This window comes from Prosthecobacter sp., assembly GCF_044232965.1.
GTDB lineage: Bacteria > Verrucomicrobiota > Verrucomicrobiia > Verrucomicrobiales > Verrucomicrobiaceae > Prosthecobacter.
Genome location: NZ_JBIIKX010000031.1, coordinates 25,615 through 51,118, shown reverse-complemented (window position 1 = coordinate 51,118; position 25,504 = coordinate 25,615). Strand labels below are relative to the sequence as shown.

At 60.9% G+C, this 25,504-nt stretch carries 20 protein-coding genes and 1 pseudogene; 10 read left to right on the top strand and 11 right to left on the bottom strand.

Going from position 1 to position 25,504, the window contains the following annotated elements; genetic code table 11:
* Positions 1-3 precede the first annotated feature (3 nt).
* Positions 4-690: a hypothetical protein gene (locus ACILSI_RS14310; protein WP_395722570.1), complete on the bottom strand. Its 687-nt coding sequence runs from the start codon at positions 688-690 to the stop codon at positions 4-6.
* An 84-nt stretch (positions 691-774) separates the two neighbouring features.
* A complete protein-coding gene (locus tag ACILSI_RS14305; protein WP_395722569.1) occupies positions 775-3,249 on the bottom strand; it encodes a protein kinase domain-containing protein in 2,475 nt (824 codons plus the stop codon).
* A 36-nt stretch (positions 3,250-3,285) separates the two neighbouring features.
* On the opposite strand from ACILSI_RS14305, the gene ACILSI_RS14300 reads away from it, so the two are divergent.
* Positions 3,286-4,125 (top strand): ABC transporter ATP-binding protein, encoded by an 840-nt coding sequence (locus ACILSI_RS14300; protein ID WP_395722568.1) that lies wholly within the window; start codon positions 3,286-3,288, stop codon positions 4,123-4,125.
* 180 nt (positions 4,126-4,305) lie between these two features.
* Entirely contained in the window at positions 4,306-5,508 is a 1,203-nt protein-coding gene (locus ACILSI_RS14295) for an FtsW/RodA/SpoVE family cell cycle protein (protein WP_395722567.1), read from the top strand.
* 69 nt (positions 5,509-5,577) lie between these two features.
* On the opposite strand, the gene ACILSI_RS14290 is transcribed toward ACILSI_RS14295, so the two are convergent.
* Complete coding sequence (locus ACILSI_RS14290; RefSeq protein WP_395722566.1) at positions 5,578-6,180, bottom strand: hypothetical protein; 603 nt, start codon at positions 6,178-6,180, stop codon at positions 5,578-5,580.
* A 70-nt stretch (positions 6,181-6,250) separates the two neighbouring features.
* On the bottom strand, positions 6,251-7,570 hold the full coding sequence (locus ACILSI_RS14285) for a Gfo/Idh/MocA family protein (protein ID WP_395722565.1): 1,320 nt from the start codon (positions 7,568-7,570) through the stop codon (positions 6,251-6,253).
* A 90-nt stretch (positions 7,571-7,660) separates the two neighbouring features.
* Here ACILSI_RS14285 and ACILSI_RS14280 point away from each other — a divergent pair, with 90 nt between their 5' ends.
* Complete coding sequence (locus tag ACILSI_RS14280) at positions 7,661-8,356, top strand: YggS family pyridoxal phosphate-dependent enzyme (RefSeq protein ID WP_395722564.1); 696 nt, start codon at positions 7,661-7,663, stop codon at positions 8,354-8,356.
* Here the strand turns inward: ACILSI_RS14280 and ACILSI_RS14275 are convergent, their stop codons facing one another.
* Genes ACILSI_RS14275 through ACILSI_RS14265 form a run of 3 tightly spaced genes read right to left on the bottom strand, consistent with a single transcriptional unit; the run spans position 8,357 to position 10,342 of the window.
* On the bottom strand, positions 8,357-8,926 hold the full coding sequence (locus tag ACILSI_RS14275) for an anthranilate synthase component II (RefSeq protein WP_395722563.1): 570 nt from the start codon (positions 8,924-8,926) through the stop codon (positions 8,357-8,359).
* A gap of 33 nt (positions 8,927-8,959) precedes the next feature.
* Complete coding sequence (locus tag ACILSI_RS14270; protein WP_395722562.1) at positions 8,960-9,454, bottom strand: hypothetical protein; 495 nt, start codon at positions 9,452-9,454, stop codon at positions 8,960-8,962.
* A gap of 33 nt (positions 9,455-9,487) precedes the next feature.
* Positions 9,488-10,342 (bottom strand): hypothetical protein, encoded by an 855-nt coding sequence (locus ACILSI_RS14265; protein WP_395722561.1) that lies wholly within the window; start codon positions 10,340-10,342, stop codon positions 9,488-9,490.
* A 113-nt stretch (positions 10,343-10,455) separates the two neighbouring features.
* Here ACILSI_RS14265 and ACILSI_RS14260 point away from each other — a divergent pair, with 113 nt between their 5' ends.
* Complete coding sequence (locus tag ACILSI_RS14260; RefSeq protein WP_395722560.1) at positions 10,456-11,133, top strand: class I SAM-dependent methyltransferase; 678 nt, start codon at positions 10,456-10,458, stop codon at positions 11,131-11,133.
* Positions 11,134-11,163: 30 nt separating this feature from the next.
* On the opposite strand, the gene ACILSI_RS14255 is transcribed toward ACILSI_RS14260, so the two are convergent.
* Positions 11,164-14,427, bottom strand: coding sequence for a PSD1 and planctomycete cytochrome C domain-containing protein (locus tag ACILSI_RS14255; RefSeq protein ID WP_395722559.1), 3,264 nt, complete (start codon positions 14,425-14,427; stop codon positions 11,164-11,166).
* Between the two features lie 115 nt (positions 14,428-14,542).
* Between ACILSI_RS14255 and ACILSI_RS14250 the strand changes: the two genes are divergently transcribed.
* Both ACILSI_RS14250 and ACILSI_RS14245 read left to right on the top strand, forming a co-directional pair.
* Positions 14,543-15,067: a sigma-70 family RNA polymerase sigma factor gene (locus ACILSI_RS14250; RefSeq protein WP_395722558.1), complete on the top strand. Its 525-nt coding sequence runs from the start codon at positions 14,543-14,545 to the stop codon at positions 15,065-15,067.
* Positions 15,068-15,069: 2 nt separating this feature from the next.
* Complete coding sequence (locus ACILSI_RS14245) at positions 15,070-16,485, top strand: DNRLRE domain-containing protein (RefSeq protein ID WP_395722557.1); 1,416 nt, start codon at positions 15,070-15,072, stop codon at positions 16,483-16,485.
* Here the strand turns inward: ACILSI_RS14245 and ACILSI_RS14240 are convergent, their stop codons facing one another.
* From ACILSI_RS14240 to ACILSI_RS14230, 3 genes are all read right to left on the bottom strand, one after another.
* On the bottom strand, positions 16,486-17,739 hold the full coding sequence (locus ACILSI_RS14240) for an NAD(P)/FAD-dependent oxidoreductase (RefSeq protein ID WP_395722556.1): 1,254 nt from the start codon (positions 17,737-17,739) through the stop codon (positions 16,486-16,488).
* Between the two features lie 72 nt (positions 17,740-17,811).
* Positions 17,812-18,864, bottom strand: a complete 1,053-nt coding sequence (locus ACILSI_RS14235; protein WP_395722555.1) for a PA0069 family radical SAM protein — start codon at positions 18,862-18,864, stop codon at positions 17,812-17,814.
* A 20-nt stretch (positions 18,865-18,884) separates the two neighbouring features.
* Entirely contained in the window at positions 18,885-19,682 is a 798-nt protein-coding gene (locus ACILSI_RS14230; RefSeq protein WP_395722554.1) for a ParA family protein, read from the bottom strand.
* 52 nt (positions 19,683-19,734) lie between these two features.
* On the opposite strand from ACILSI_RS14230, the gene ACILSI_RS14225 reads away from it, so the two are divergent.
* The 4 genes and pseudogenes from ACILSI_RS14225 (at position 19,735) to ACILSI_RS14210 (ending at position 25,135) form a co-directional block, all read left to right on the top strand.
* The gene (locus ACILSI_RS14225; RefSeq protein ID WP_395722553.1) at positions 19,735-22,827 is read left to right on the top strand and encodes a DEAD/DEAH box helicase; all 3,093 of its coding nucleotides are present in this window, start codon (positions 19,735-19,737) and stop codon (positions 22,825-22,827) included.
* A 411-nt stretch (positions 22,828-23,238) separates the two neighbouring features.
* Positions 23,239-23,526 (top strand): hypothetical protein, encoded by a 288-nt coding sequence (locus ACILSI_RS14220; protein WP_395722552.1) that lies wholly within the window; start codon positions 23,239-23,241, stop codon positions 23,524-23,526.
* 211 nt (positions 23,527-23,737) lie between these two features.
* A pseudogene (locus ACILSI_RS14215) lies at positions 23,738-24,364 on the top strand (molybdopterin-dependent oxidoreductase); the annotation flags it as partial.
* Between the two features lie 3 nt (positions 24,365-24,367).
* Positions 24,368-25,135: a hypothetical protein gene (locus ACILSI_RS14210; protein ID WP_395722551.1), complete on the top strand. Its 768-nt coding sequence runs from the start codon at positions 24,368-24,370 to the stop codon at positions 25,133-25,135.
* Positions 25,136-25,504 lie beyond the last annotated feature (369 nt).

Below are 25,504 nucleotides of genomic sequence, written 5' to 3'. Positions count from 1 at the left end.
GGATCAAATGTCAGGAGAGAGTGTGATGATGTCGCCGGCCTGCGGTTTCCAGTCATGACTGGCGGCCTCCAGCGAGGTGAAGAAGCGGCGCTGGCCCTCACGAGCGATGTAAACGCCGCGCGCGGTGGAGCCCGGCTTGCGCCCGCCGCTGACGGTCACCGCCTGCTGCACGCTTATGTCTTGAAACACGGGGACAAACTCAGCCTCGCGCACATCGCCATTGATCGAGATGACCGGCGTATTCTCCACGGAGATGATGTGGACGGTGATGGGGCGGGTGTTGCGTCCAGCCAAGCGAAACACGGCAGCGATGGCCTCAGCAGCTCTTGGCAGTGTCAAACCGCCGACTCGGGCTGTGCCCACGCTGCCTAGTGGCAGCAGACCCTGAGTGTCCACCATGGAGATGTCGCGGTAGATTTGCTCCGAGCCGCGCGCTCCCTCATACACTTCCACCCGCACCGTGTGGCCGTAGCCGAGAGTGCCGCGTGAGTTGAACGGCACGGTGGGGTCCTCGGCATTGACCTGATCTTTCTCGGGCATGCCAGGGATGAGTTTGGTCACGGTCCGCAGGCTGGGCAGCGGAATCTTAGGCATTTTGAATTCAGGATCGAGAGCCTGGATCATGCCGCAGGAGTTGAGCATGAGAACAGCGAAAGCGGCGGTCAGGAGGAGGCAAATGGCGCGGATCATGGTCATTTTGATAAAATAGCCCTGCATGATGGAAGCCGCTTCTCGCGATGGCAAGGAGCTTTCGTCATCCTGAAGCCGAGCAGGTCACTTCTTGACCAGTTCGACAGCCTTGAGGCGGAAAAGCTGCTGCCGCTCCGGCACTTCGACGGCGTTGATGCGCAGGCGGTAAATGCCAGGACGTGTGATCTCGACCTCGCCGACGATACAGGAGCGAAATTCCTGCGCGCTGCCAGTGCGCACGACGCTGGTGCGCAGGGTTTTGCCCCCGATGACCACTTGATAGACGCCTTCACGCTGCGAATCGGAGGCCTGGCGCACGGCGATCTCATACTTGCCCGGCTGGTCGAATTGCAGATACCAGGCGGCCCAGTCGCCCACGCTGAGCCAGTTCACCAGAATATCGGCCATCAAATCCATGGTTCCCAGCTTGGGATAGTCGGCTTTTTCAGCGGAGACCGTGGTGTTGCCGGTCACCACCGTGACTTTGGCCAGCGCGGTGTTGATGGCCTTGCTCATGGCGGCGGCCTGGGCCTTGCGCTGAGGTTCACTAACGGACAGCGCGTCAAAAAACGCGGCGGCCTGCGGATCGGTGATGCGGCTCATCGCGGCGAGAGCCTGGTCTTTTTCACGCACGTCCTTGGAGGCTTCGTAAAGTCGCTGCGCCTGCGCAAAGAGCTCGGACTGCGGCAACTCGCCCGACTGCGAGCAGAGCTGTGTGGCGGCCGTCAGCAGCAGCAGACGGCAGGCGGGATCGCTCTCACGCGGCAGGCGCGCGGCCAATGCGGGCACGGGGTCACATGACGGCCACTGGGCGATGGCGATGAGCGCGGCCTTGCGCACACCTGTTGCCGGATCTGCGACAGCTTCCATGATCACTGCGAGTGAATCGCCCCCGCCGACACGTCCGAGCACGCGCAGCAGCAAGGCCCGAAGCGCGTCTTTGCCCGCGCCGCCGCGATAAGCGGCAATGACTGGAGCGACGGCGGTGTTCCGGTCGCTTTGTGATTCAATGGCGGAAACGGCGGCCTGCTCGGCGAAGTCGGCCTCTTTGTCCGGCACGTTGCGCAGTTCGGCCAGCAACGACGCGAGGTTCTCCCCTTGGGTGATGAATCCGAGCGCGGTCCAGGCGGCCCGGCGCACGTTGGTGTCCTTGTCCCGCACCAGGGGCAGGATTTGCGGGAAGGTGCCGCTGATCTCGCGCAGGCCGATGATTTTGACGAGGTTGGCCCGCGCCATCGGGTGTCTCGCAGAGCCCAGATGGCTCACCAGCATGCTGTCGATGTGGTCTCCACCCTCGGCCTGGCTCAACGCCTGCGCGGCGGCGGCGCTGGTCTTGGGATTCTCCAGGTAGTCAAACAGCATCTGCATGTCGAGCGGCGTGACCTGCGCCTTGTCCGAATTGGCGATCTCCGCGAACCGCTGCTGACGCCCGGCCTCGCGTGAGCGCTCGATGAAACGCTTCACTCCAAAACCGCCAATAAGAATGATGAGGAACGGCAGCGTCACAGACGCCCATTTCGGAAAGCCCACCTTGGCCGGTGGGGTCGGCAGCGGAGAACGTGGAACACCGACACCTGAGGCCGGGCGTGATGCGGATGCTCCTCCCGTGGTGCCACCTGTGACCAGTCTTGATGAGGAGGTGCCGGTCGTGCCGCCTGTGACTAAACGCGAGGAACTCGTGCCCACTGATCCGCCCGTGATGAGTCTTTTCGTGCCGCTTCCTGCACCTGCGCCGGTTTCAGAGACGGTGTTTTGGTAAACCTGCAGCGCCTCGGCGATGGAAGCCGGGCGGCTGGCCGGCACGCGGTTGATGAGCCAGTCCACCCACTGCACGAGATTGGCGGGCAGATCCGGGCGCAGCGCGGACAACGGTGTGAGGCGGTGGTACAAATGCGCCACCATCACCTGGGGGTTCGTGTCACCGGTGAAGGGATATTTCTGCGTCAGCGCATAATAAAAAATGCAGCCCAGCGCATAGATGTCGGTGCGCATGTCCACTTCGGAGCGTTCAAACTGCTCAGGAGCCATGAAGTGGACGGAGCCAAACAACGCGCCCTGCGAGTCGGTGTCCTGCTGCACCGGCTGCTTGGCCGTTTTTGCCAGACCGAAATCAAGAATCTTCACCTGGAAGCGCCCGGCGTTCAGCCATTGGACCATGAGATTTCCAGGCTTCAGGTCCAGGTGAATGATGCCCTGCTCGTGCGCGGCGCTCATGCCTTCCATGACCTGGCGGACCAGCGAATCGAAGTCCTCCAGCGTCAACGCCCCGCGCATGATGATGTCCTCCAGCGTCTCACCCTTCACCAGCTCCATCACGATGAAGCCGCCCTCGTCATCCACGCCTGCATCGTGGACGGTGACGATGTTCGGGTGCTGCAGCACGGACTGCTGCTGCGCCTCACGAATCAACGTGTCCACGGCGGAGCCCACGTCTCCCGCCTTGTCCGCCCGGATGCGTTTCACCGCCACCTCACGGCCCAACTGCCGGTCGCGGGCTCGGAAGACAGTCCCCAGGCCGCCTTCGGCGATGGGGGCGAGGAGTTCGTAGCGCTCATTCATTGGGGGCGGACGCTGGCACTTCCAGCCTTTCACGCAATGAAACTTTCGCTCGTTTCGTCTCCTGTGCTAAACTCACGTCTTTCCATCATGCCGCTGCTGCAAGTACAGGATCTCAAAATACACTTCCCCGTGCGCGGGGGCTGGTTCGGCCGTGCCACCGACGTCATCAAGGCGGTGGACAAGGTCAGCTTCGATGTCGAGGAGGGCAGCACCGTCGGCCTCGTTGGTGAAAGCGGCAGTGGCAAATCCACCGTGGCACGCGCCTTGTTGAAGCTCACGCCCGTCACCGGCGGCACGGTCACTTACCAGGGACGCGAAATTCTCTCCATGCCGGAGAATGAATTCCGCCCGCTGCGCAAGGAGATGCAGATGGTGTTTCAAGATCCCATCGGTTCCCTCAACCCACGCATGACGGTCGAGTCCATTCTCGCCGAGCCGCAGCAGATTCACTTTAAGCAGCAGAGCCGCGACGAGCACCGCGAGGTCTCCGCCCTGTTGCTACGCAAAGTCGGCCTGCCGGAGGACGCGCTGCAACGCTACCCGCATGAATTCAGCGGCGGCCAGCGCCAGCGCATCGGCATCGCCCGCGCACTCGCCGTGCGGCCGAAGTTTCTCATCTGCGACGAACCCGTCAGCGCCCTCGACGTCAGCGTGCAGGCGCAGATTTTGAACCTGCTCAAGGACTTGCAGGAAGAATTTCAGCTCACCCTCCTCTTCATCGCCCACGACCTCGCCGTCGTCCGTCATATGAGCGACCGCATCGTTGTCATGCACCACGGCAAAGTCGTCGAGCAGGGCGATGCTGACGAACTCTGCGAAAACCCGCGCCACGACTACACCCAGCGCCTGCTCGAAGCCGTGCCAGCGCTCATTTAACAAAGCCGCAGGTGTGTGCGGCGCTGGCAAATGACGAATGACTAAAACCGAATGACGAATGAACTTCCAATGCCCGAATGCCGAATGAGCCGCCGTTTCGCGATCAAGTTCGTCATTCGTCATTCTGATTTCGTCATTAGGACGCTCTCGCCACATCCCTGATTCTCTTTTACTGCCTCCATGACTCCGCTCTTCAAAAAATTCCTCGGCATGAACTGGCTGCTCATTCTGAACATCGCCGGTCTCATCGTCTTTGGCGTGTATGCCATTTTCAACGCCTCCGCGCACAAGGAGGAGGCCGAGTTCGCCTTCAAATGGCGCGATCAGATCCGCTGGGTGCTCATGGGCCTGCCGTTCTTCTTCGCCGCCTCGTTGCTCGACTACAAATGGATCCGCTGGGCCTGCCTGCCCATGTATCTGGCGGGTATTGGCGGTCTCGTGGCCGTGTTGCTCATCGGCGTCGAGATTGGCGGAAACAAAGCATGGATTCGCGTCGGTGGCATGATGATCCAGCCCTCGCAGTTCGCCATCATGTCCGGCATCCTCATCCTTGCCGTCATCTTTGGTGAGCTGCCGCGCCTGCTGCCCGTCTTCCGCCGTCCCTGGCTGCGCATCATGCTGGCCGGCATGGTTGCCGGTGTGCCCGCCATCATGGTCATCAAGGAAGACTTGGGCTCCGGCCTTGTCTGGGGTCCGGTGTTTCTCTCCATGATGCTCATTGGCAGCATCCCGCTGCGTTACCTCATCACCCTGCTGCTCTGCGTCGCCAGCTTCGTGCCGCTGGTGTATGTTTTTGCCCTCAAGCCCTACCAGCAGGCCCGTATCAACTCCACTTGGTACATGATGACCAATCAGCTCGATAAGGTGGACTTGCAAAACGAGGGCTGGGTGGCCAAGCACCTGCAAATCGCTGTCTCCACTGGTGGCTTGGAAGGGAAGGGGCCCGAGTCCAAAAAAGTGCCCGACCAGGCCTCCATCCACCGCACCTTCTTCCCCCACGAGTCCATCAACGACTTCATCTTCGGCGTCATCGCCGAGGAGTTCGGGTTCCGCGGCTCCGTGCTGGTGCTCTCCGGCATGGCCCTGCTCCTCTTGCAGAGCATCTTCGTCGCCTTCTGTGCCCGCGACCAGCTCGGGCGGCTCATTGTCGTCGGCGTGGTGGCCATGTTCTTCGTCCACACCTTTCAAAACGCCGGCATGAATCTCGTCATGCTCCCCGTCATTGGTTTGCCCATGCCCTTCATCAGCTACGGCGGCACCTTTGTCATCGTCACACTCTTCCTCATGGGCATGGTCCAGAGCGTCTGGGTCCACCGCAACATTTCTGCTGTGAAGAAAAAACGCTCCGTCAACGGTGGCCGCGACGATGATGATGACGAATAGGAAAGCACGTTGATTCCGCCGTCCTCTCCACGCCAATCCGCCCTGTCGTGCAAACTATGGCGGAAGACCTTACCGCACGGTGAACTGCTGCTTTTCCATCTTGAGTGTCACCATCCAGACACCGCTGGGGCTGATCTTCATGTGATGCTCCAGCAATCGCACGCCCATGCCCGTCAGTTGCATGCCGTCCGGCTGGTCGGGGAAGCTCCATGAATGGCTCTTGTCGTTGAACCGCAGCGGCAGGTCAAACTGCCCGCTTCGGCCCGGCAGGAAAACATGCATGCCCGCCAGCGGCCCCGCCTTCACGAGGTCGATCTCCACCCAGTACAGAGCCCGTCGTCCGAGCAGTTCCAACTCCAAGCCCACCTCCACGAGTTGTGAGTCATGACGGGCGAAAAACGAGTCCAGTTTGATGCGGCGTTGTTTGATCGGAGCCTCCACCTGGTAGCGAAGGCGGCCGTCCGCGTCAGTCGTCAGGCGCTTGCCCGCGTCCGGGGAGCGTGCCGCCTTCTCACTGCCAATGACCACCCGCACCGCCGTGTTTGCCAGCGGGCTTCCATCCTCACGCACCAGGCGGACGTTGACCTGGATCGTCTCCGCCAGCGCTGGCTGGGCCGCCCCCAGGAAAAGAGTCAAAACCCCCGACAGGAATGTGCCACCGTGCTTGCTCATAGAAAGCAACGGTGACGAGCATCATCGCTCATGCAAGGTCCGTGCCTTTTGCCTCAAGCGCAGCGTGACCTCACACCAATTCCCAACCTTTACGGTAGTCGCGGCGAACCATCTTGTCAGCAGCGGCGTTGTTGGGGATCTTGAGGGCCGGGGCGTCCCAGGTGAGGTTTTCGTTCGGGAAGGCGCTTGCGAGGCAGCCGAGCAAAACGGCTTCGGTGAGCGGGCCGGCGTAGTCGAAGTTCGCAGTGGGTTTCTGGCTGCCGCCTCGGAGACAGCAGTCGATGAAGTCGCCCCAGTGGTCGCGCTTTTCGAGTTTCGGGTATTTGTAGCCGGTGAACTTGTCGCGCGGGTAGAGCATCGGCGTGGAACCATGCGGATGAAGCAGAACACCCTCGGTGCCGAGATAAATCGTGCCCTGGCCGGGGAACTTGGCGGTGTCGCCGATCAAGGCCATCACTTCAGCGGGCGGACGGGCGTCGCCGTCGGTCCAGGTGACCTTGATGCTTTCACCGGAGGTGAACTTGGTGCCTTTGAAGGTGTATTCGACGACCGCGTTGATGGCCCAGTTATCCTTGTTCGGCGTAGGACCACGGGAGATAACGGATGTCGGCGCGGCGAGGTCGAGGGAGCGGAACCAGCCGCTGAACATATGGCACCCCATGTCGCCGAGTGTGCCGGTTCCGAAGTCGCGGCGTTTGCGCCAGTTGCCGGGATGATCGTAGCCCTTGATGTAGCTGCGCTCGGAGGCGACGCCGAGCCATTTGTCCCAGTCGAAGCCTTCAGGGATGGGATCGCTCGTGGCGGGGCGCGTTTCCATGTCGCCCCACTTCTTGTTGGAGAAGGTGTGGGCTTCTTTCACTTTGCCGATGGCACCGAGCTGAATGAGCTCGACGGCGAGGCGCTCGGTGAAGTCCGAGGAAACCTGGATGCCCATCTGCGTCATGACGCCTTTTTCACGCGCGCGCTCGACCATCTGGCGGCATTCCCACAGGTTATGGGCGAGGGGCTTCTGGCCATAAACATGCTTGCCTTTGGCGATGGCGGCAAGGCCGATGCTGCCATGCATGTGGTCGGGCGTGGAGACGTTCACGCTGTCGATGTTGGCGGATTCTTTTTCCAACAGCTCACGCCAGTCCTGATAGACCTTGATGTTCGGCCACTTTTCCTGCGCCTTCTTGAAGTTGCGGGTGTCCACATCGCACACGGCCACAAGCTCCCACATCGCATGATTCGACATGGCGGTCATGTCCGCCATGGACATCCCGGCCGCGCCGAAGGCCGCGTGACGCAGCTTGCCGTTCGGAGACGCGGCCCGCACACCGGTGGTGACCCAGGGGGCAGCAAAGAGTGTGGCGGCGGACTGACGGATGAAATGGCGGCGGGATTGCATGTGAGGAGAAAAGTCGGGAGTGAGAGGTCGAATGAGCGCGAAAATACGTTGCGCAGGCGGTGCATCTTCCGTTTTCTCCTTCTAAAACCCATGAACGAACTCTCCGCCCGCCTGCAAGTCATCCGCGACCGCATTCACACCGCCGCTGTGCGCTGCGGGCGTGATCCTGCGACGGTTGAACTGCTCGCGGTGTCGAAGACTCATCCGGTGGAGGTGATCCGGGAGGCGGTGGAGGCCGGGCAGCTTCTCTTTGGTGAAAACAAAGTGCAGGAGATCCTCGCCAAGGCTCCGCAACTGCCCGCCGAGTTGCACTGGCACCTGATCGGCCATCTTCAGTCCAACAAGGTGCGCAAAGTGCTGCCGCTGGTGAAGGCCATCCATAGCATCGACTCACTAGACTTGGCGCGGGATGTGAACCGCATCGCCACCGAGTTGGGTTTGACTGCCAAGGTCTATCTGGAGGTCAATCTGGCCGAGGAAAGCACCAAGCACGGCTTCAAGGTGGAAGACCTGCGTGCCAGCCTGGAGGCTCTGCATGGCCTGGACCGTCTCAACATTCAGGGGCTCATGTGCATCCCGCCCTTTGAAGCTGATGCTGAGCTGAGCCGCCCTTATTTCACCCGGCTGCGTGAATTGCGTGATGAACTGGAAAAAAGCGGCGGAAAGCCACTGCCGCTGCTCAGCATGGGCATGAGCCACGACTTCGAGATCGCCATCGAGGAAGGCTCAACCCTCGTGCGCGTGGGCACCGCCATCTTTGGCGAGCGCCCGCGCAAAGAAGGCTGATCACATCTCCAGGAAGTTCTTTAGCAGCCGCTTGCCTTCCTGTGTGAGGATGGACTCGGGATGGAACTGCACGCCGTGAATAGGCAGTTCCTTGTGCCGCAGTCCCATGATCTCGGACTCATCGTCGCTGGCAGTAGCGGTGATTTCGAGGCAGGAGGGCAGGGTGTCGCGCTTCACGAGCAGGGAGTGATAGCGCGTGGCCTCAAACGGCTCCGGCAGGCCTTTGAACACGGACTGTCCGCTGTGATGAATCATCGACGTCTTGCCGTGCATCAGGCGTCCGGCGCGGACGACATCGCCACCGAACACATGGCCGATGGCCTGATGACCGAGACACACACCGAGCAGCGGGATGGATTTGCCAAAGCGCTCGATCACCGCGCAACTGATGCCCGCCTCTTTTGGCGTGCAAGGGCCGGGGGAGACGCAGATGTGGTCGGGCTTGAGCTTTTCGATCTCCTCCAGCGTGATCTGGTCATTGCGACGGATTTCCATGACGGCTCCCATCTCGCCGAAGTACTGGACGAGATTGTAGGTGAAGGAGTCGTAGTTGTCGATGATCAGGAGCACGGGATCAGATTGGCAAGTTTAAGGTTTCAAGTTTCAGAAGCCGCGAACGCTGAGGATCGTGTCGAGTTCGCGCTGGAAGACGGGGATGTCTGCGGCGGGCGGTTGGTAGCCGGGGGTGGGTCCGCGCATGCCGAAGCGGCCCATTTGGTCCATGAACCACATGACGGTGTTGCCATCGCTGAAGGTGGCCTTGCCGCTGATGACCGCGCCAGCGGGAGGGATTTCATCGACGGTCACTTTCAAATCGCCACCGCCTGCGGGCAGGTCAGCGGAGTCATCACCGGGAAGCGTGGCGGCTTTATCTTCGGCGACTGGCTCAGGCGGAGGCGCGGGTTTTTCCTCTGGTGGCACCTCACGCGGCTTGTCCTGGATTTTGACGCCCAGTTCCAGGATGAGCAGACGCGCCTCCATGTAGGTGAGCGTCATCTCACACTCAGAGCGGAGGCGGTCCTGGATTTGATTGAGGTTGGCGCCTTCAGCGGCCCATTGTTCGACGAGTTGACGCTGCTGCGGGGAAAGATTGGCCATGAGGGTGTTTGCGAGGCGGAAAGAACGTGAGGATCAGCCGTTCATCTTGTCGGTGATGAGATGGGAGAGGGCGGCGGCTTTTTGATGCAGCGCCTTCACCTCATCATGCGTGAGGGCCTTGCCCTCGGGCACATCGACCACGGGCATCAGCTCCTCAATGCCTTTGCGCAGCGCCTGAAGCGTGACGTTCTTCATCAGGCTGGGATGCAGGCTGTCGAGGCTCATGAGGTAATATTCAGCGATGTCCCGGCGCGAAAGCTGGCGGGTTTTCTCCTCGGCGTAATTGTCGGCGATGCTCTGGGTGGAGATCTCCAGCGCCCGCAGCCAGCCGCCGAGGCTGATGAGATGCGCGATGTCCACATCCCGCAGCATGACCATCTCCGCCTCGACATCCGCCTGTGTTTTGGCCAGTTCGATGCGCAGATCCTGCCAGTTGCCCTTCATGCTGTACTCAAACAGGCTGCCCGTGTGCTTGTTCATGCGGTTGCCCGCGCCGAGCGCCTTGCCGTACTTGATCATCGCCCGGCCCACGGCCTCCATTTCCTCCACCTTCTCACATTGCACGATGAGGAAGCCGTCGGCGATGAGCGTGCCCAGCCCCATGGACACCAGCACACGGTCCGCCGGGGTCTTGTCGGTGAAAGGGCGCTTCAGGTTGTCGTAGCTCAGCTTGCCCACATGGTTGAGCATGTCGAAGAGCTTGCGAATCGAGGGCGTGGTGAACTCGTTCACGCCAAACTCCTCACGCACATGCTCATCCCCGATGATGTCCTCCGGGATGGGGTTTTTCGGCGGGGCGGGCGGTGCTGCCTCCTGGGCAGCGAGCGGCAGCGCCAAAGCTGTGGCGAGAACGAAAAGCTGCGTCTGAGAAAGGAGTCCGCGAGTCATGATGGGCGATGATACGGAGTCGCCCGGCGATTTCCAGCGCGAGTCTGGAAAAGTCTCTCCCTGCGCCAAATCGCTACATTTCCGCTCAAACCGACGTTTGATGGCACCCACCCATGCGCTTGATCCTTTCTTTCCTCGTCCTCGCCATCCTGAATCTGCCCGCCCAGGAGGCCCCGCCCGCGCTGACGGAGTATCTGGGCCGCCAGATCGCCCAAACGATGCACTGGAAAGGTGCCGAGTGGCTGATGCGCCGCGTGCGTGAGCAGGAGGAAGGCCCCAGCAAGATGCGTGCGCAGCTCCAGGTGAAGCCCGGCATGGTCATCTGCGATATGGGCTGTGGCAACGGCTACCACACCCTCCCGCTGGCCGAAATGGTCGGGGAAAAGGGCAAAATCCTCGCCGTCGATGTGCAGCCCGAGATGATCGAAATGCTGCGCCAGAACATCGAGCGCAAGCGCCTGAAAAACATCGAGCCGATCAACGGCCTCTACCACGATCCCAAACTCCCGCCGAACACCTGCGACATGATCCTGCTTGTCGATGTGTATCACGAGTTCTCGCATCCGGTGCAGATGCTCGCCAGCATGCGCGCCGCCTTGAAACCCGAGGGCCAGCTCGTCCTCGTCGAATTCCGCGCCGAGGACGACAACGTGCCGATCAAGCCCGAGCACAAGATGACCAAGGATCAGATCAACAAGGAGATGAACGCCAACGGCTTCGTGCTCAAACGCGAATACGACGGCCTGCCCTGGCAGCACCTGATGTTCTTCGGGAAGGCGGACAAGAAGTAGAACGAGTTTTCCAACTCGTTCCCCATCGCATCACTGCAAATAGAAGAACTCGTTCGAGTTCAGCAGCGCGTGGCACAGATCCGTGAGTGCTTCGCGACTCGGATCGAGCGCACCGCTGTTTTTCGTCGGCGCGGCGCTGCTTTCCCAGGCCCAGCGGCTTTCTTTGGGTGCCTGAAGCATCGTGGCGGCCTGGTCGGCGGAGATGTCGGCGATGCAGGTGGGATCGCTGTTCACGGTCCAGCTCATGAGCTTGCCGGCGTCGAGTTTTCCGGCACGGAGGGCCACACGGGCGATGGCGCCGTCCCAGACACTGCGTTTGTCGATCTCACGACCGCCGACATACAAGGCGCGGTCCTTGTTGATGTAGCTGCCGACGATTTGATGCGGGACGGTGACCGTTTGCATCGCGGCGGCGGGATCGCTCAAATCGCGGACGTAGAAGGTGACGGTGCCGCCGAAATTCTGGCCGGGCGCGGGATGGTTGTCGAGGCTGGCGGCGATGTAATACGGCTTTCCGACTGGGATGAAGAGGCCGGAGGCGACGACTTCATACGCAGGGCTGCCTTGGAAATCGGAACCGCTGAGCTGCACAATAAGGTTGTTCGGCTTGTGCGCGGATTTTTCACTCGTGACGCCCAGGGACCAGCCGGGCTTGGTTTTGTCGTTGTCCCAACGCGCGGCGATGGTGCGCACGCTGGCATCGGGATAGAGCGAATTGAGCTTCACGACGGCCTCGATGGCGAATTGATCGCTCTCGGTCTTGCCTTCGAGGTTCACGCGCAGTTTTTCATTCGCGGAGCCGGGTTGAAGCAGGAAGGTCTTCGTGGTGCGTGCGGCGGGATTCGGGCCGAAGAACTTTTGTGCGTCCGCGAGCGGCGTGGCGACGGGCGGAGGCGGCGGAGCTTCGCGTTGAAGCACGGCGCGTTGGGATTTGAGGAAGGCGAGCGCCGCTGTGCTCTCTTGTTTCGTCGGCTGGCGTGAAAAGGCGAGCGCGTAGGCGCTGGCGACGCGTTTGGCATCGTCCTTGGGGATTTCCTTCGTCAAGCGGGCCGCCATGGCGCGGGCGCGGTCGAGTGGCCAGTCGCCATTGACCATGAGGAGGCTTTGCGTGGCGGTGGTGGTGCTTTGGCGCTCAGGTGTGCTCTGGAATCCGGGAGGAGCGTCGAGGCTGGCAAGGAAATCGTCCGGCGTGTTGCGCATTTTGCGCAAGTAGAGACTGCGGCGCGGCTTGGACTTCTCCACGCCCTCGCCGCCGATGGTGAGATCGAGTTCACCGCTGGCGCTGAGCATGGAATCGCGTGCTTGCTCCGCATCGAGGCGGCGCGGGCTGTAGCGCCAGAGCAGGCGGTTCTCGGGATCTTTGAGCAGCGCGTCTTTGTCGCTCGCGGTGCTCTGCTGGTAGGTGGCGCTGGCCATGATGAGCTTGTGCAGCGTCTTCAATTTCCAGCCGCTCTTGATGAACTCGCTGGTGAGCCAGTCGAGCAGCTCGGGATGCGATGGTTTGTCGCCGAGGCGGCCGAAATCGCTCGCGGTGGTGCTGAGTCCTTTGCCGAAATGATACTGCCACACGCGGTTCACGATCACGCGTGCGGTGAGCGGGTTCTGCGGGCTGGCGAGCCAGTTCGCCAGCACCGTGCGGCGTCCGCTGGTGAGAGCGTCAGGCTTGGGCGCGGGAATTTTGGCGTCAGAAGGATCGAGGATGGTCAGGAAGCCGGGCGTGGTGGTGACCTCGCCGACTTTACGTGTCACAAACTTCGTCGTGGGAGCCTGCGGGCCGGTTTCACCGACAGCGAGCGTGGGAATGAGCGGTTTCGGCTTGAGATGCGCGAATTCGGCCAGCTTCACCTGCGCCTCGCGATACTGCGTGGCCTCGGGTTCCTTCAATTTGTCCGCCTTGTAGCGTTCGCGCTCGTAATACACCTGCCGGCCCGCAAGCTGGACGATCTGCTCCTCATACGGCGTGCGCTGCCCGCGCTCCTTGGCAAACATCGCCTGAATTTCCTCCGGGAACTTCGTGATGGCGCTTTTTTGCGCCCCGATGATCTTCGGCTCGACGATGGCATCGATCACCGCGCGCGGCTCCTTCGTGGCTTCTTCCCAAATCTTGAGCTTCGCGTTGTAGTCGTCGATCTGCGCCTGCGTGGCGAAGGGCTTGTCCTCGGCCCAGGTGATGTTCGAGAGGAAGGCCTGAAGGCGGTAATAGTCCTTTTGCAAAATGGGATCGAACTTGTGATCATGGCACTGCGCGCACTGCACGCTCATGCCCATGAAGACATCGGCGGTCACATCGGTGACCTCGTTCATGATGAGCTTCCACTGGCCTTCGGAGTCGCGCTGGTTGTATTCGTAGATCGTGTGGCGCAGGAAGCCGGTGGCGGTGAGCAAGTCGAGATCGTCGGCGGTTTGCGGCACCGTTTTGCCTGTCGCGTAAAGCAGCTCGTCACCTGCGATCTGCTCGCGCACGAACTGGTCATACGGCTTGTCGTTGTTCAGCGAGCGCACGACGTAGTCACGATACGGCCAGACATTCGGGCGGTAGGCGTCAAGGCGGTAGCCTTCGCTCTCCGCGTAGCGAACGAGATCGAGCCAATGCTGCGCCCAGCGCTCGCCGTAGCGCGGAGATTCGAGCAAGCGGTCGATCAGCTTTGCATAGGCCTCCTTCGATGCATACGCCTCATGCGCGAAGGCTTCGACTTCCTGCGGCGTCGGCGGCAGTCCGGTTAGATCAAAGGTCGCTCGGCGGATGAAAGCCACGGGATCGGCTGGTGGCGAAGGCTTGAGTCCATTTTCGGCGAGTTTGGCCTGAACGAAGGCATCAATCGGCGATGAGGCCTTCGACTTCGGCACCGTCGGCGATTTCACCGGCACGAAGGACCACCACTTTTTGTCTTCCTCGGTGATGTCGCCGGGTTTGCGCGAGGGTTTGGCCGCCGCGACTTCCGCCTCAGGCCACGGAGCGCCCATGGCGATCCACTTTTTCAAAATTTCGATCTTCGCCGAGCTGAGCTTGCCGTCCGGCGGCATTTCCATGTCGGGGTCTTCGTAATTGACCAGCTTGATGAGCAGCGAGGCATCTGGCTTGTGCGGCACGATGGCCGGACCGCTTTCGCCGCCTTGCAGGATGTAGGGCAGGTTGTCGAGGCGCAGGCCGCCTTTGTGCTTCTGCGGGCCATGGCACTCCTGACAGGCCTCAACCAGCAGCGGGCGCACGTCCTTCTCAAAAAACTTGAGCGACTCCGCATTCGGGGCGGCGACGGCGGCAGTGGCGGAGAGGAGGAAAAAGGCGCGGATCATGGTGCTGGCAATAGAGTGTGCCGCGTGGGGTCATTTGGACATGATTTTTTCTGTCCAAAGCGCCGCCGCAGCGACCTGTTGAGTACGACCGCCCCTTCCGCGATGTTTCCACGCCATGCCTGACACTGACCGCACCCAGGAATTTCTCGAACTGCTCACGCACCATGACCGTGCGCTGGGTGTCTATGTTTATAGCATGGTGCCGCAGCCCCATGACGCGGATGACATCCTTCAGCAGACAAAAATGATTCTGTGGCGCTGCTTTGATCAATTCGAGACGGGCACAAACTTCCTGGCCTGGGCGCGGAAGACGGCGTTTCATCAGGTGCTGACGCATCGCAGGCAGAAGAAGCGTGAGGCGACGCCGCTGAGCGATGAAATCCTGGAACTGCTGCACGACGAGGTCTCCAAGCTCAGCGACAGCGGCGACCGCCGTCGCGACGCGCTGCGCTCCTGCGTGGCCAAACTACCCGCCGCGCACCGCCAGCTCGTGACGCTGCGCTATTTCGAAGACCTGGAGATCGACGGTGTTGCCGAGCGCATCCGCAGCACGGCGGGGGCTGTTTATCGCGCTTTGAGCCGCATTCGCATGAGTCTCATGACCTGCGTGGAGAAAGAACTCAAACTGGAAGGAGCATGAGCATGAAACCTGCCGATCAATTTCGACTGCTGGAGCTGTCCGAGCGCTACGCGGACGAAAAATTGAGCGCGGAGGAGATTTCCGCGCTGGAAGCCGAATTGCGCGACGAAACGGAAGCACGCGCGTTTTTCGCCAAAGCGCTGCATCAACGCGCCGAGTTGTGTTTTGATGATTCATGGCACACGCAGACCGTTGCGGAGGCCAAACCTGCTGCGAAGCCGATTTGGTGGCGTCATGCGATCACAGCGGCAGCGGCGGCGTGCATCACCTTTGGCATTTTCTGGCTCCAAAGCAGCCGTGATGGCACGGTGGCGACGCTGATTCGTTCCCAGCAATGCCAGTGGGCCGGCAGCAGTCTGCCGACGGTGGAAGGCGCGCGTTTGCAGCCCGGCGTGCTCGATTTGATCGAGGGCCTGGCCGTGCTGCGCTTCGATAGTGGCGCGGAACTCGTTCTCGAAGCCCCTGCGACTGTGGAAGTGCTCGACGCGATGAATTGCAAACTCCGCCGTGGCACGCTCGTCGCTGAAGTGCCGCCTCAGGCTAAGGGCTTCAGCATTGATACCAAGGATGCCAAAGTCATCGACTGGGGCACCAAATTCGGCATCAGTGCCGGTGAGGATGGCAAATACATGGTGCAGGTGCTCGAAGGTCTTGTGGAGGTCGATGACAAATCCGGCACCGCCTCAAAGAGGCTCGAAAAAGGCCAGCGCCTGGACCGAGGCTGGTCGAAGAGCCTCTTAAACCCTGCTGGGGACGACCCCGAGCCGAACCGCTGGCAGCCGACGACAGTGATGGACGCTGGCGACGGCTGGCAAGCGATCACCACGGCTTTTGGCCGTGGGAAGGACAGCTACATCCAGTCATCCGACAAAACGTCCGGTGATTTCGGCCAGCATCCTTTCTTCCGTGTGAAGCACAGCATCGACTCGAAGCCGGAACTGAACCGCAAGGGCTATATCGCATTTGATTTAAGCAAGTTCAGCGGTCGCAACATTGAAGATGCGGAACTGGTGCTCACCATCGAGCCGAGCGAACTTGGTTTCGCCAGCTTCGTGCCGGACAGCACGTTCGTTGTCTATGGCGTGCTCGATGAAGCGGCGGATCATTGGGAAGAAAACGGTCTGACATGGCAGCAAGCTCCCGCGCATGATCCTTCACAGCCAGATCACCACCTGCCAGCCGCCGCGAAAGTGAAACTGCTCGGCAAATTCGAGATCGCCCAGGGCATCAACCGTGGCACGCGGAAGCTGCGTGGCAAAGACCTCGTTGATTTCCTCGCTGCCGACACAAATCAGATCGCCACGCTGATCATCTGCCGAGAGACGAATGAAAACGCCGCCAGCGGCCTGGTGCATGCCTTTGCCACGAAGGAGAATGACACGCGCTCCGCGCCGATGCTGCGCGTGAAGCTGAGGTGATCAGCGAATCTCGATGGGCTTTGCCAGTGAGAAGCGCTTCTGAAGCCACACGAGGGCGAAGAAGAAGCGCAGACGCCACCAAGTGGCGAAGGTCATCTCCGGGCGGCCGGCGAGGACGCAATTGATGGCGCAGACCATGCGAAACTTGTTGCTGGGCTGGAAGAAAAGCTGCGCGAAGTGCTTGGTGTAGAATTTTTCGATGAACTGCCAGAAGCGGCTCACATGCTTCCGTGTGGACCATTCGTAACGCCGCATGGCAAAGGTCATCGCCTTGCCAGCAGCAAGCGCGGCATGCACCACCTGCGCGCCACGCTGGCCGCTGTGCATGGCGAGCATGACGCCGCTGGAGAAAATGGGGTCGATGAAGCCTGCGGCATCGCCCACACGCACGACGCGGTCGGAGACGAGCTTACGGTTCGTGTAGGAAAAGTCGCTGAGCACATGGCCCTGTGTGATCGGCTTGGCGTTGATCATGCGATCATGCACGGCCTTGGTGCTGAGCACGGCGTCATCGAACACCGCCTGCGGTTCTTGCTGGAGGGCTTTGAAATCATTCACGTCGAGCACGAGGCCCACGCTGACCTTGTCATCCGCCAGCGGGATCATCCAGAACCAGGAGTTCTCGCGGCGCACGATGAGTATGTCGCCTTTCTCCTCGCCCTCGGTCATCTGCACGCCGCTGTAGTGGCCGAAGATGGCGATTTTTTTGTGGCCGGGATAATACTCACGCAGTTTATCGCGGTTGGCGGTGAAGTTGTTCAAGCCGCTGGCATCCATGAGAAAGGCGGCCTGCGCCTCGTGCTCCGTGCCATCTTTGGCGCGGAACTTGACGGTCACGCGCTCTTTTTCGATGCGATGCTCGGTGACGAGCGCTTCCTCCTGCACCTCGGCTCCGAGTTCCTCCGCGTGGCGGAGCAGGATGTCGTCAAATTTGGCACGCTCGACCTGGATGGACTCGGGAAATTCGGTGAAGGAGCCTTTGGAGAAATTCAACCGCGTGTGCAGCGAGCCGTCGCCCATCCAGAACTGGGCGCCGCGTTTCACCATGAAGCCGGCGGCCTGGATTTTTGACCACACGCCGAGTTCATCAAAGATGGGACGGTTGTAGGGCAGCAACGACTCGCCGATGTGGAAGCGGGGGAATTTTTCCTTTTCCAGCACCAGCACCTTCCGTCCAGCCTTTCGCAGCGTGCAAGCGGCGGAAGATCCCGCCGGCCCGCCGCCGATGATGATGACATCCCAAGTGTTGCTCATGTCAGAAGAGGAAATGCCATCGGATCGCATAGAGGCAAGAACGGATTGGTGACTCAATTGGAAACTCGAATCTTAAAACAGCTCCATCTGCCCGCTGGGATCACGCGGACGGCGAAACGCGTTGGCATTGACCTGAGGGCGGCGGTGAAGCATGCCGGCGCGTTGGATGGAGACACGGAACAGGGAGGCGATTTGCTCGGACCAGACGCCGATGCCTTTGAGGCGCTTGCCGAACTCGCCGTGGGAGAGAGTTTTACCCTGGGTTTCCTCGATGCGGCTCAAAATCTTGTCGCGCATGTTGGGAAAATGCTGGTCCAGCCAGGCGCGGAAGATGTCCTTCACGGCGAAGGGCAGGCGTACGACGGTGTAGCCGGCGAATTGCGCCCCGGCGGCGCGGGCGGCGTCGATGAGGGCGGGGATTTCGGAGTCGTTCAGGCCGGGAATGATCGGCGCGGTGGAAACGCCGACGGGCACACCGGCCTCGTTGAGGATGCGGATGGCCTCCAGACGCATCTTCGGCGCGGAGGCGCGGGGTTCGAGTTTGTGGGCGAGGTCGGCGTCGAGCGTGGTGACGGAGATGTAAACGGCGGTGGCGTGATGACGGGCGAGTTCGGCGAGGAGCTCGACATCCCGTGTGATCAGATGGTTTTTTGTGATCAAAACGACCGGATGCCGCGCCTCGGCCAGGACTTCGAGGCAGCCACGCGTGATGCGCAGTTTTTTCTCGACGGGCTGATACGGATCGGTGACGCCGCTGAGGGAGAGGGTGACGGGTTTGTAGGATGGTCTGAGCAATTCGGCGCGGAGCAGGGCAGGGGCGTCCTCCTTGACCATGATGCGGGACTCGAAGTCCACTCCGGCTGAGAAGCCGAGATATTCCTGCGTGGGCCGGGCGTAACAGTAGGCGCAGCCGTGCTCGCAGCCACGGTAGGGGTTCAAACTGGCCTCGAACGGCAGATCAGGACTGCTGTTCTTCGAGATGATCGACGACGAGTGATCGCGGAGGAACTTGGTGGCGATTTTTTCCGGCGCTTCGCCGGGATCGTAATCCAACCGCAGTTCGGCAAAGCGCTGGGCGGGATTGAAACCCGCGCCGCGTCCGCGAATGCTGGAAGGAGTCTCCATGCGGGCCTCCTGGGATGCAATCAGGCTGCGGCGGGAACCTGAGCGGTCTGGCCGCTGCGACGGGCGATGAACTCATCCGCCAGCGCTACATAAGAGAGCGCTCCTTTGCCCGTCGGCTCGTATTCGATGATGCTCTTGCCAAAGCTCGGTGCCTCGCCCAGGCGCACGGTGCGCGGGATGATGGTTTGATAGACCGTCTCAGCGAAGTAGTTGCGCACGTCGTTGACGACCTGATTGGCAAGGTTGGCGCGGCTGTCGAACATCGTCATGACGATGCCTTCGAGCAGCAGATTGGGATTCGCACCGCAGTCGCGGATCTGCTGGGTGATGCTGACGATCTTGGAGAGACCTTCGAGGCCGAAGTACTCGCACTGGATGGGCACGATCAGTTCATCTGCGGCGGCCAGGGCGCCGGTCATGAGGACGCCGAGGGACGGGGCGGTGTCGAGAATGGCGTAATCGAAGTGGCCGGAGGAGCGCAACGGCTCCAAAACTTCGCGCAGGCGGGCGAGGTGGTTGCCAGACTGCGCCAACTCGATCTCGCAACCCGCCAGTTCTTGATGGGAGCGGATGATGGAAAGGTTCGGCAGCCGGGTGCTGCGGATGGCGAGACGTGGGTCGGTGCCATCCACGAGGGCCGAGTAGAGGCTGCCGCCGTCTTCCTGGGCGAGGCCGAGGCCGCTGGTGGCGTTCGCTTGCGGGTCGAGATCGACCAGCAGCACGCGCACGCCGCGTTGCGCGAGGCATGCGGAGAGGTTCACGGCGGTGGTCGTTTTTCCGACCCCACCTTTTTGATTGGAAATAGCAACGATCCGCATAGGCACTTGGCGCTGGACTTTGGCGAGAAACCATGGGACACGCCAGAAGGAAATGGAAATCACAGAGAAATGGCTCGGTGAAATCGGCGGCTGGCAGGTCATGAAGGCCGCGCGCAGTCTGGCGGATGCTGGATTGGCAGCGGTGTCGAGCACCGAGGACGGACTGATGCGCGGCGTGGCTGGATCGGGCAAAATGAAGTTCACCACCGGCCTGCGCATCCGCAGTTCGAGTGATGTGGACAATCTCTGCACCTGCCCGCATGCCCGGCGTAGCGGGCAGATCTGCGAGCACGCGCTGGCGGTGGCGCTGATGCAGGTGCGGGCGAATGCCGCGCCGGTCAGAAAGACCACTGTAGCCCCATCTTCAGGCGGTTCTGAGCCGCCTAAAGGCGGGAGTACGATACCCAAACCTTTGATTGTCACCGTGCCGGGGCGGTTTTCGATCTATTTGCCGGAAACAGTGCTCACAGGGCAGGCGAGGGAGCCGTTTGGGGTGTTTGTGAAGTTTGAGGCCGGGGGTGAGGAAGAAACCTCCGCCTTCGCAGCTTGGCTGGCGGGGCAGGGGATCAAGCAGCCACAGAGCCTGCCGATCACCCTGCGGGGGGATGGCTTGAACACCTTCCTCAAGACACTGGCGGACCATCCCCGCGTCTTTGCCGGGAAGCCGAATGGCAAGGAACGGCTGCTCCAGGTCGCCGCCGAGCCGGTGCGGCTGCCGCTGGTGGTGGAATCGGCCGCCGGGCAGACCGTGCGGCTGCAACTGGCGGGTGGTGCCCAGCGCCCGGTTTGGGGGGCTTGGTGGGTCTGCCAGGAAACCGGGGCGCTGTTTCGCCATGCCTCGGACCATCCCGAACTCGCCACCCTGGCAGCCGAATTGGGCCGCGCTGCCGCCACCCGGCCGTTGCGCTGGCTGGCAGAGCAGGGGGAGCGCTTGGGCGAATGCTTCCAAATGGAGCTGCGGGGCGGTTTGGAGCGTTTTCACGTTTCGCCGGTGCCGTGTGAGTTCGAAATCCACCTCGAAGGCTCGCTTCAAAGTGTCGAAGCACGGATCATTGCCCGCCACGGCCCGCATCGCTGGCCGGTGGTGCCGGAAGGGGGGCAGGTCAGCGGCAATACCTCGCCATTTCCGCTTCAAGATGATTCACATAAGTTTATATTTTACGTTCGAAACATAGATAGTGAATCCCGCCTCTCACGGCGTTTGGAGGCGCTCGGCTTCCAGCCGGACACGGTTCAAAGCTGGCGTTTGCAGGGCGGGGAGAACGTCCTGCGGTTCTACGCCTCGGAACTGAACCGCCTGCGTGAACTGGCCACGATCATCGAAGGCGAACGCTGGCGCACGGCCACCCGAGGCGTGCAGCGGATCGCTCCCACGACCCGGTTTGTGCCGGACACGGGACGCTCCGGCGGTGGCGATTGGATGAACATGGAGTTCGCCTATGAATCAGCCGACGGCTTCCGCCTGCCACGCGCGGAGGTGCTGCGGCTGGTGCGCTCCGGGCAGCGCTCGGTGCAGGGCAACGGCAAGCGCTACGTTCTCGACCTAGCGGCGGTGGACGATTTGGAAGAATCTCTGCGGGACGTGCCACTGGAACTGACCCCGGAAGGAGCGCGGATGCACGGGGCGCATGCGGCTTACTTTGGTGGCGAGGACAGCGGAGCAGGGGGGCAAAAGACCGTCTCAGACCAGGAAATCCGCGCCCAGATCGGCGAGTTGGCCGGTCTGCTGCGGCCTTATCAAATGGAAGGCGTGTGCTGGATGACCTCTCGTATCCTGGAAGGACGCGGCGGCATCCTGGCAGATGAGATGGGTTTGGGAAAAACCGTCCAGAGCATCGCGCTGGCGCTTTTTTTGAAGCGCCAGGGCGGGAATTCGGGGCCGGTGCTGGTCGTGTGCCCGAAATCGCTGCTGGGGAACTGGCAGGCGGAGTTTGAGCGCTTCGCGCCCGAGATGAAAGTGCTCCAGGTGCAGGGTTCGAGCCGGGAAAAGGCGCTGGGGCAGATAGCCGCCCATGACGTAATATTGACCTCTTATCAATTGATTATCAGAGATAATCAACACTACTTAAATATCAAGTTTGGGCTAATTTTGCTCGACGAAGCCAGCTTCATCCGCAATCCCGACACGGACGCTGCCAAAACGCTGCGCAGCCTCAAGGCCACGGGCCGGATCGCGCTCACCGGGACGCCATTGGAGAACGGGGTGCGGGATTTGTGGTCCATTTTCCACTTCGCGCTGCCGGGTTACCTCGGGAACCAGAAATCCTTCAAAGAGCGGTTTGAAAGCCCGATCGAGTCCGGTTTAAGCCTGCCCGCCGGCCAGGCGGCGGCCCAGCGGTTGCAAAAGCTGACCCAGCCGTACTTCCTGCGCCGCATGAAGCGGCAGGTGTTGAAGGATCTGCCGGAAAAGATCGAGCAGGTGCTCTGGTGCGTGCCCAGCGCCGCCCAGGCCGAGTTTTACCGCAAAATCCTGGAGGAGGGCCGGGAGGAGATCAAGGCCGCCCGCCGCCGCTCCGGCCAGAACGGTGCCAAGATGACCATGTTCACCGTCCTGCTGCGCCTGCGCCAGGTCTGCTGCGATCTTCGCCTCACAGGCATCCGGCCGGAGGCGCTGGCCGGGCTGGAGCCAGACGACTTGTCCGGCAAATGGGCCGCCTTGCACGATCAGGTCGACTCCGCGCTCGAATCTGGCGGTAAAATACTCGTGTTCAGCCAGTTCGTGCAGTTCTTACGCCTCATGCGTGAACTTTTCCAGGCCCAGAAACTCGATCACGCCTACCTGGACGGCAGCAGCCAGGACCGCTCGGCCCAGGTGGAGCGTTTCCAAAAAGATCCGAACTGCCGCATCTTCCTCATCAGCCTCAAAGCCGGCGGCTACGGCCTGAACCTCACCGCCGCCGACAGCGTCATCCTGGCGGACCCGTGGTGGAATCCCGCCGTCGAATCCCAGGCCATCGACCGCGCCCACCGCATCGGCCAGCAAAAGGTCGTCAACGCCTACCGCCTGGCCATTCGCGGCACCGTCGAGGAGCGCATCCTCAAACTCCAAACCCAAAAACGCGGCCTCGTCGAAGCCGCCCTCAACGACCAAGCCCCCATGATGGAAGGCCTGAGCGAGGGGGAGTTGGAGGAACTGATTCAGTAGCCCACCCTGAATACAAAAATCCCCACATTCACGCAGACCCACCACCTGGATACTCAACATTACATTGATTGTTTGTAGTTTATTAGACCAGACTTTGAGGGCTTAAAATGCCTTATCATCTGGCCTGACGGACGACTACGGCTTCCTCAAACAAAAAATCCAGTCAACCCAACCCCTATTCCTTTACGCAGAAACAAATCCGCAAGAATCCAGAGTTCTTCTTTCGGAAGGCCGTTGCAGGCGGTTTTGATTTCTTGAACCAAGTACATAACCAATTCCAGCCAATTAATTGGTGACTTGGCTGGCCCGAGAAAGAGCTGAGGATGCGTGGCGCGCCTGAGACCGAACTTGGAAGTTCGATCTACTTGCTTGGGCCGTCTGGAATGGCATGGCTGACGTAAAACTTCCCCGATGACCCCTGCCCCTGCTTCCATTCCCGTCATTTCGTCCCAGCCGCCTGAAGCCTTCACCGGGATCGAGCTGGATGATCCGAAGGCGGCCGCCGCCGGGGTGCCGGCGGTGACGAATTCCTTGAAGCATGTCTATGGCAGCAGCGGACTCATGCGTGGCACGTCGGCGATGCTGAACCTGAACCAGTGGGAGGGTTTTGATTGCCCGAGCTGCGCCTGGCCTGACCCGGAGGACCACCGCAGCGCCTTTGAGTTCTGCGAGAACGGGGCCAAGGCCATCGCCCCCTGAAACGACGAAGAAACGGGTGACGCCGGAGTTTTTCGCCCAGTTCGGGCTGTCGGAGATCGCCAAAATGAGCGATTTCGAGATGGATCAGGCCGGGCGGATCACTCAGCCGGTGATTCTGCGGCCTGGAGCGCAGCACTACGAGGCTATCTCGTGGAGTGACGCTTTTGCCGTTAATTAAGAATCGCTCAATCCGTTACATTCACCCAATGGGGCTGCGTTTTATACCAGTGGCCGGGCGACGAATGAGGCGGCCTTTCTTTACCAGCTCTTTGTGCGCGAGTTCGGCACGAACAACCTCCCGGACTGCTCGAACATGTGCCACGAGAGCAGCGGCGCGGCGATGAACCAGAGCGTGGGCGTGGGCAAAGGTACCGTTACATTGAAGGATCTGGAGAAGGCGGAAACGATCCTCATCATCGGGCAGAATCCGGGTACGAACCACCCGCGCATGCTCAGCTCCCTGCAAAGGGCGGTGGAAAACGGCGCGGAAATCATCGCGGTGAACCTGATGAAGGAAGCCGGGCTGACGGGTTTCATGCACCCGCAGCAGGTCGAAGGCGTGCTGGGCATGGCGACGCCGCTGGCGAAGCAATTCCTCCAGGTGCGTGGCAACGGCGACCAGGCGCTGCTCAAGGGCATCGCCAAAACGCTGGCCGAGGACGGCACGATCGACCGGGCGTTCATCTCCGAGCACACGGTCGGATTCGCCGACTACGAGGCGCATCTGCGGACGCTGGACTGGGTGGAGCTGGAGCGTGAGAGCGGGATTTCCCGGGAGGCGATGCAACAGGTCGCCCGCACCTGCGCCCGAGGTGGGCAGAAAGTCATTACCTGCTAGGCCATGGGACTGACGCAGCACAAGAACACCGTGGCGACGATTCAGGAGCTGGTGAACCTCCATCTGCTGCTGGGCGCCATCGGCCGCGACAGCGCAGGGCTTTGCCCGGTGCGCGGCCACAACAACGGCCAGGGCGACCGAACCATGGGCGTCTTTGAGAAGATGCCGGAGTGGTTTTTGAGCAATCTGGAACGCGAGTTCCAACTCAAAACTGCGCGCCAGCATGGTTACGATACTGTGACGTCAATCATGTCTATGCATGAAGGAGAAGCGAATGTATTTTACGCATTTAGCGGCGACTACATCCAAGCCACCCCTTACACAGTATTTACGTCGTTAACGTTACTTAATTGTTACTTAACCGTTCACATTTGCACCAAGCTTAATCGCAGCCACGTCATCACCGGTCGCACCGATTTAATCCTGCCCTGCCTCGGACGTAGCGAAAAAGAAACGCGAAATAGGGTGGGTCAGTTCCTCACGGTGGAGAACAGTATGAGCGTGGTCCACGCCTCCCACGGCAAGCTGCACCCGGCCTCACCTAACCTGCTCTCCGAGCCGGAAATCGTCGCCCGCAAGGCGGCGGCCACCGCTCTCAGCAGCCGCAGCCGGACCCCATGGCTGGAACTGGGGACGAACTGCAACCAGATCCGCGACCTCCTCGCCCGCGTGGCACCGGGTTTTGAGAACTTCCATGAGAGCTCACCGCAGCAGAGGGTCGAGCGCAGACCTTCGGCCGGTGTGCGCCAAGCGAATGTGTACCGTCCTTGATCCCCTGCCATCGGACCCAGTTCATCGCCGATATCATTCGCCTCTTGATGCGTACGCTTTGCCCAAGCGGAAGCAAAAGGGTTTACGGAAATGGCGTGGTGTGATAAACAAGATAAAATGATTTCTATTGGACGCCTTGTTTTCGCCCTCACAGCCTGCTTGCTGCTGAACAGTTGTGGCCTCATCAATACAGCCTTGCGCTTAGCCCCATTGCTAATGCTGGTGGAGAAATCGCCAGCCAAGCCCTCGGGGGGTGTTCAGCAGCGTGCAGAGTTCATCGAAAACCGTGGTCTTTATCAGACGCCAAACCATACTTTGCCTTCCGCACGCCAGCAGATGGCTGCCCGCTAAGAATCGTTGTTTACAGAA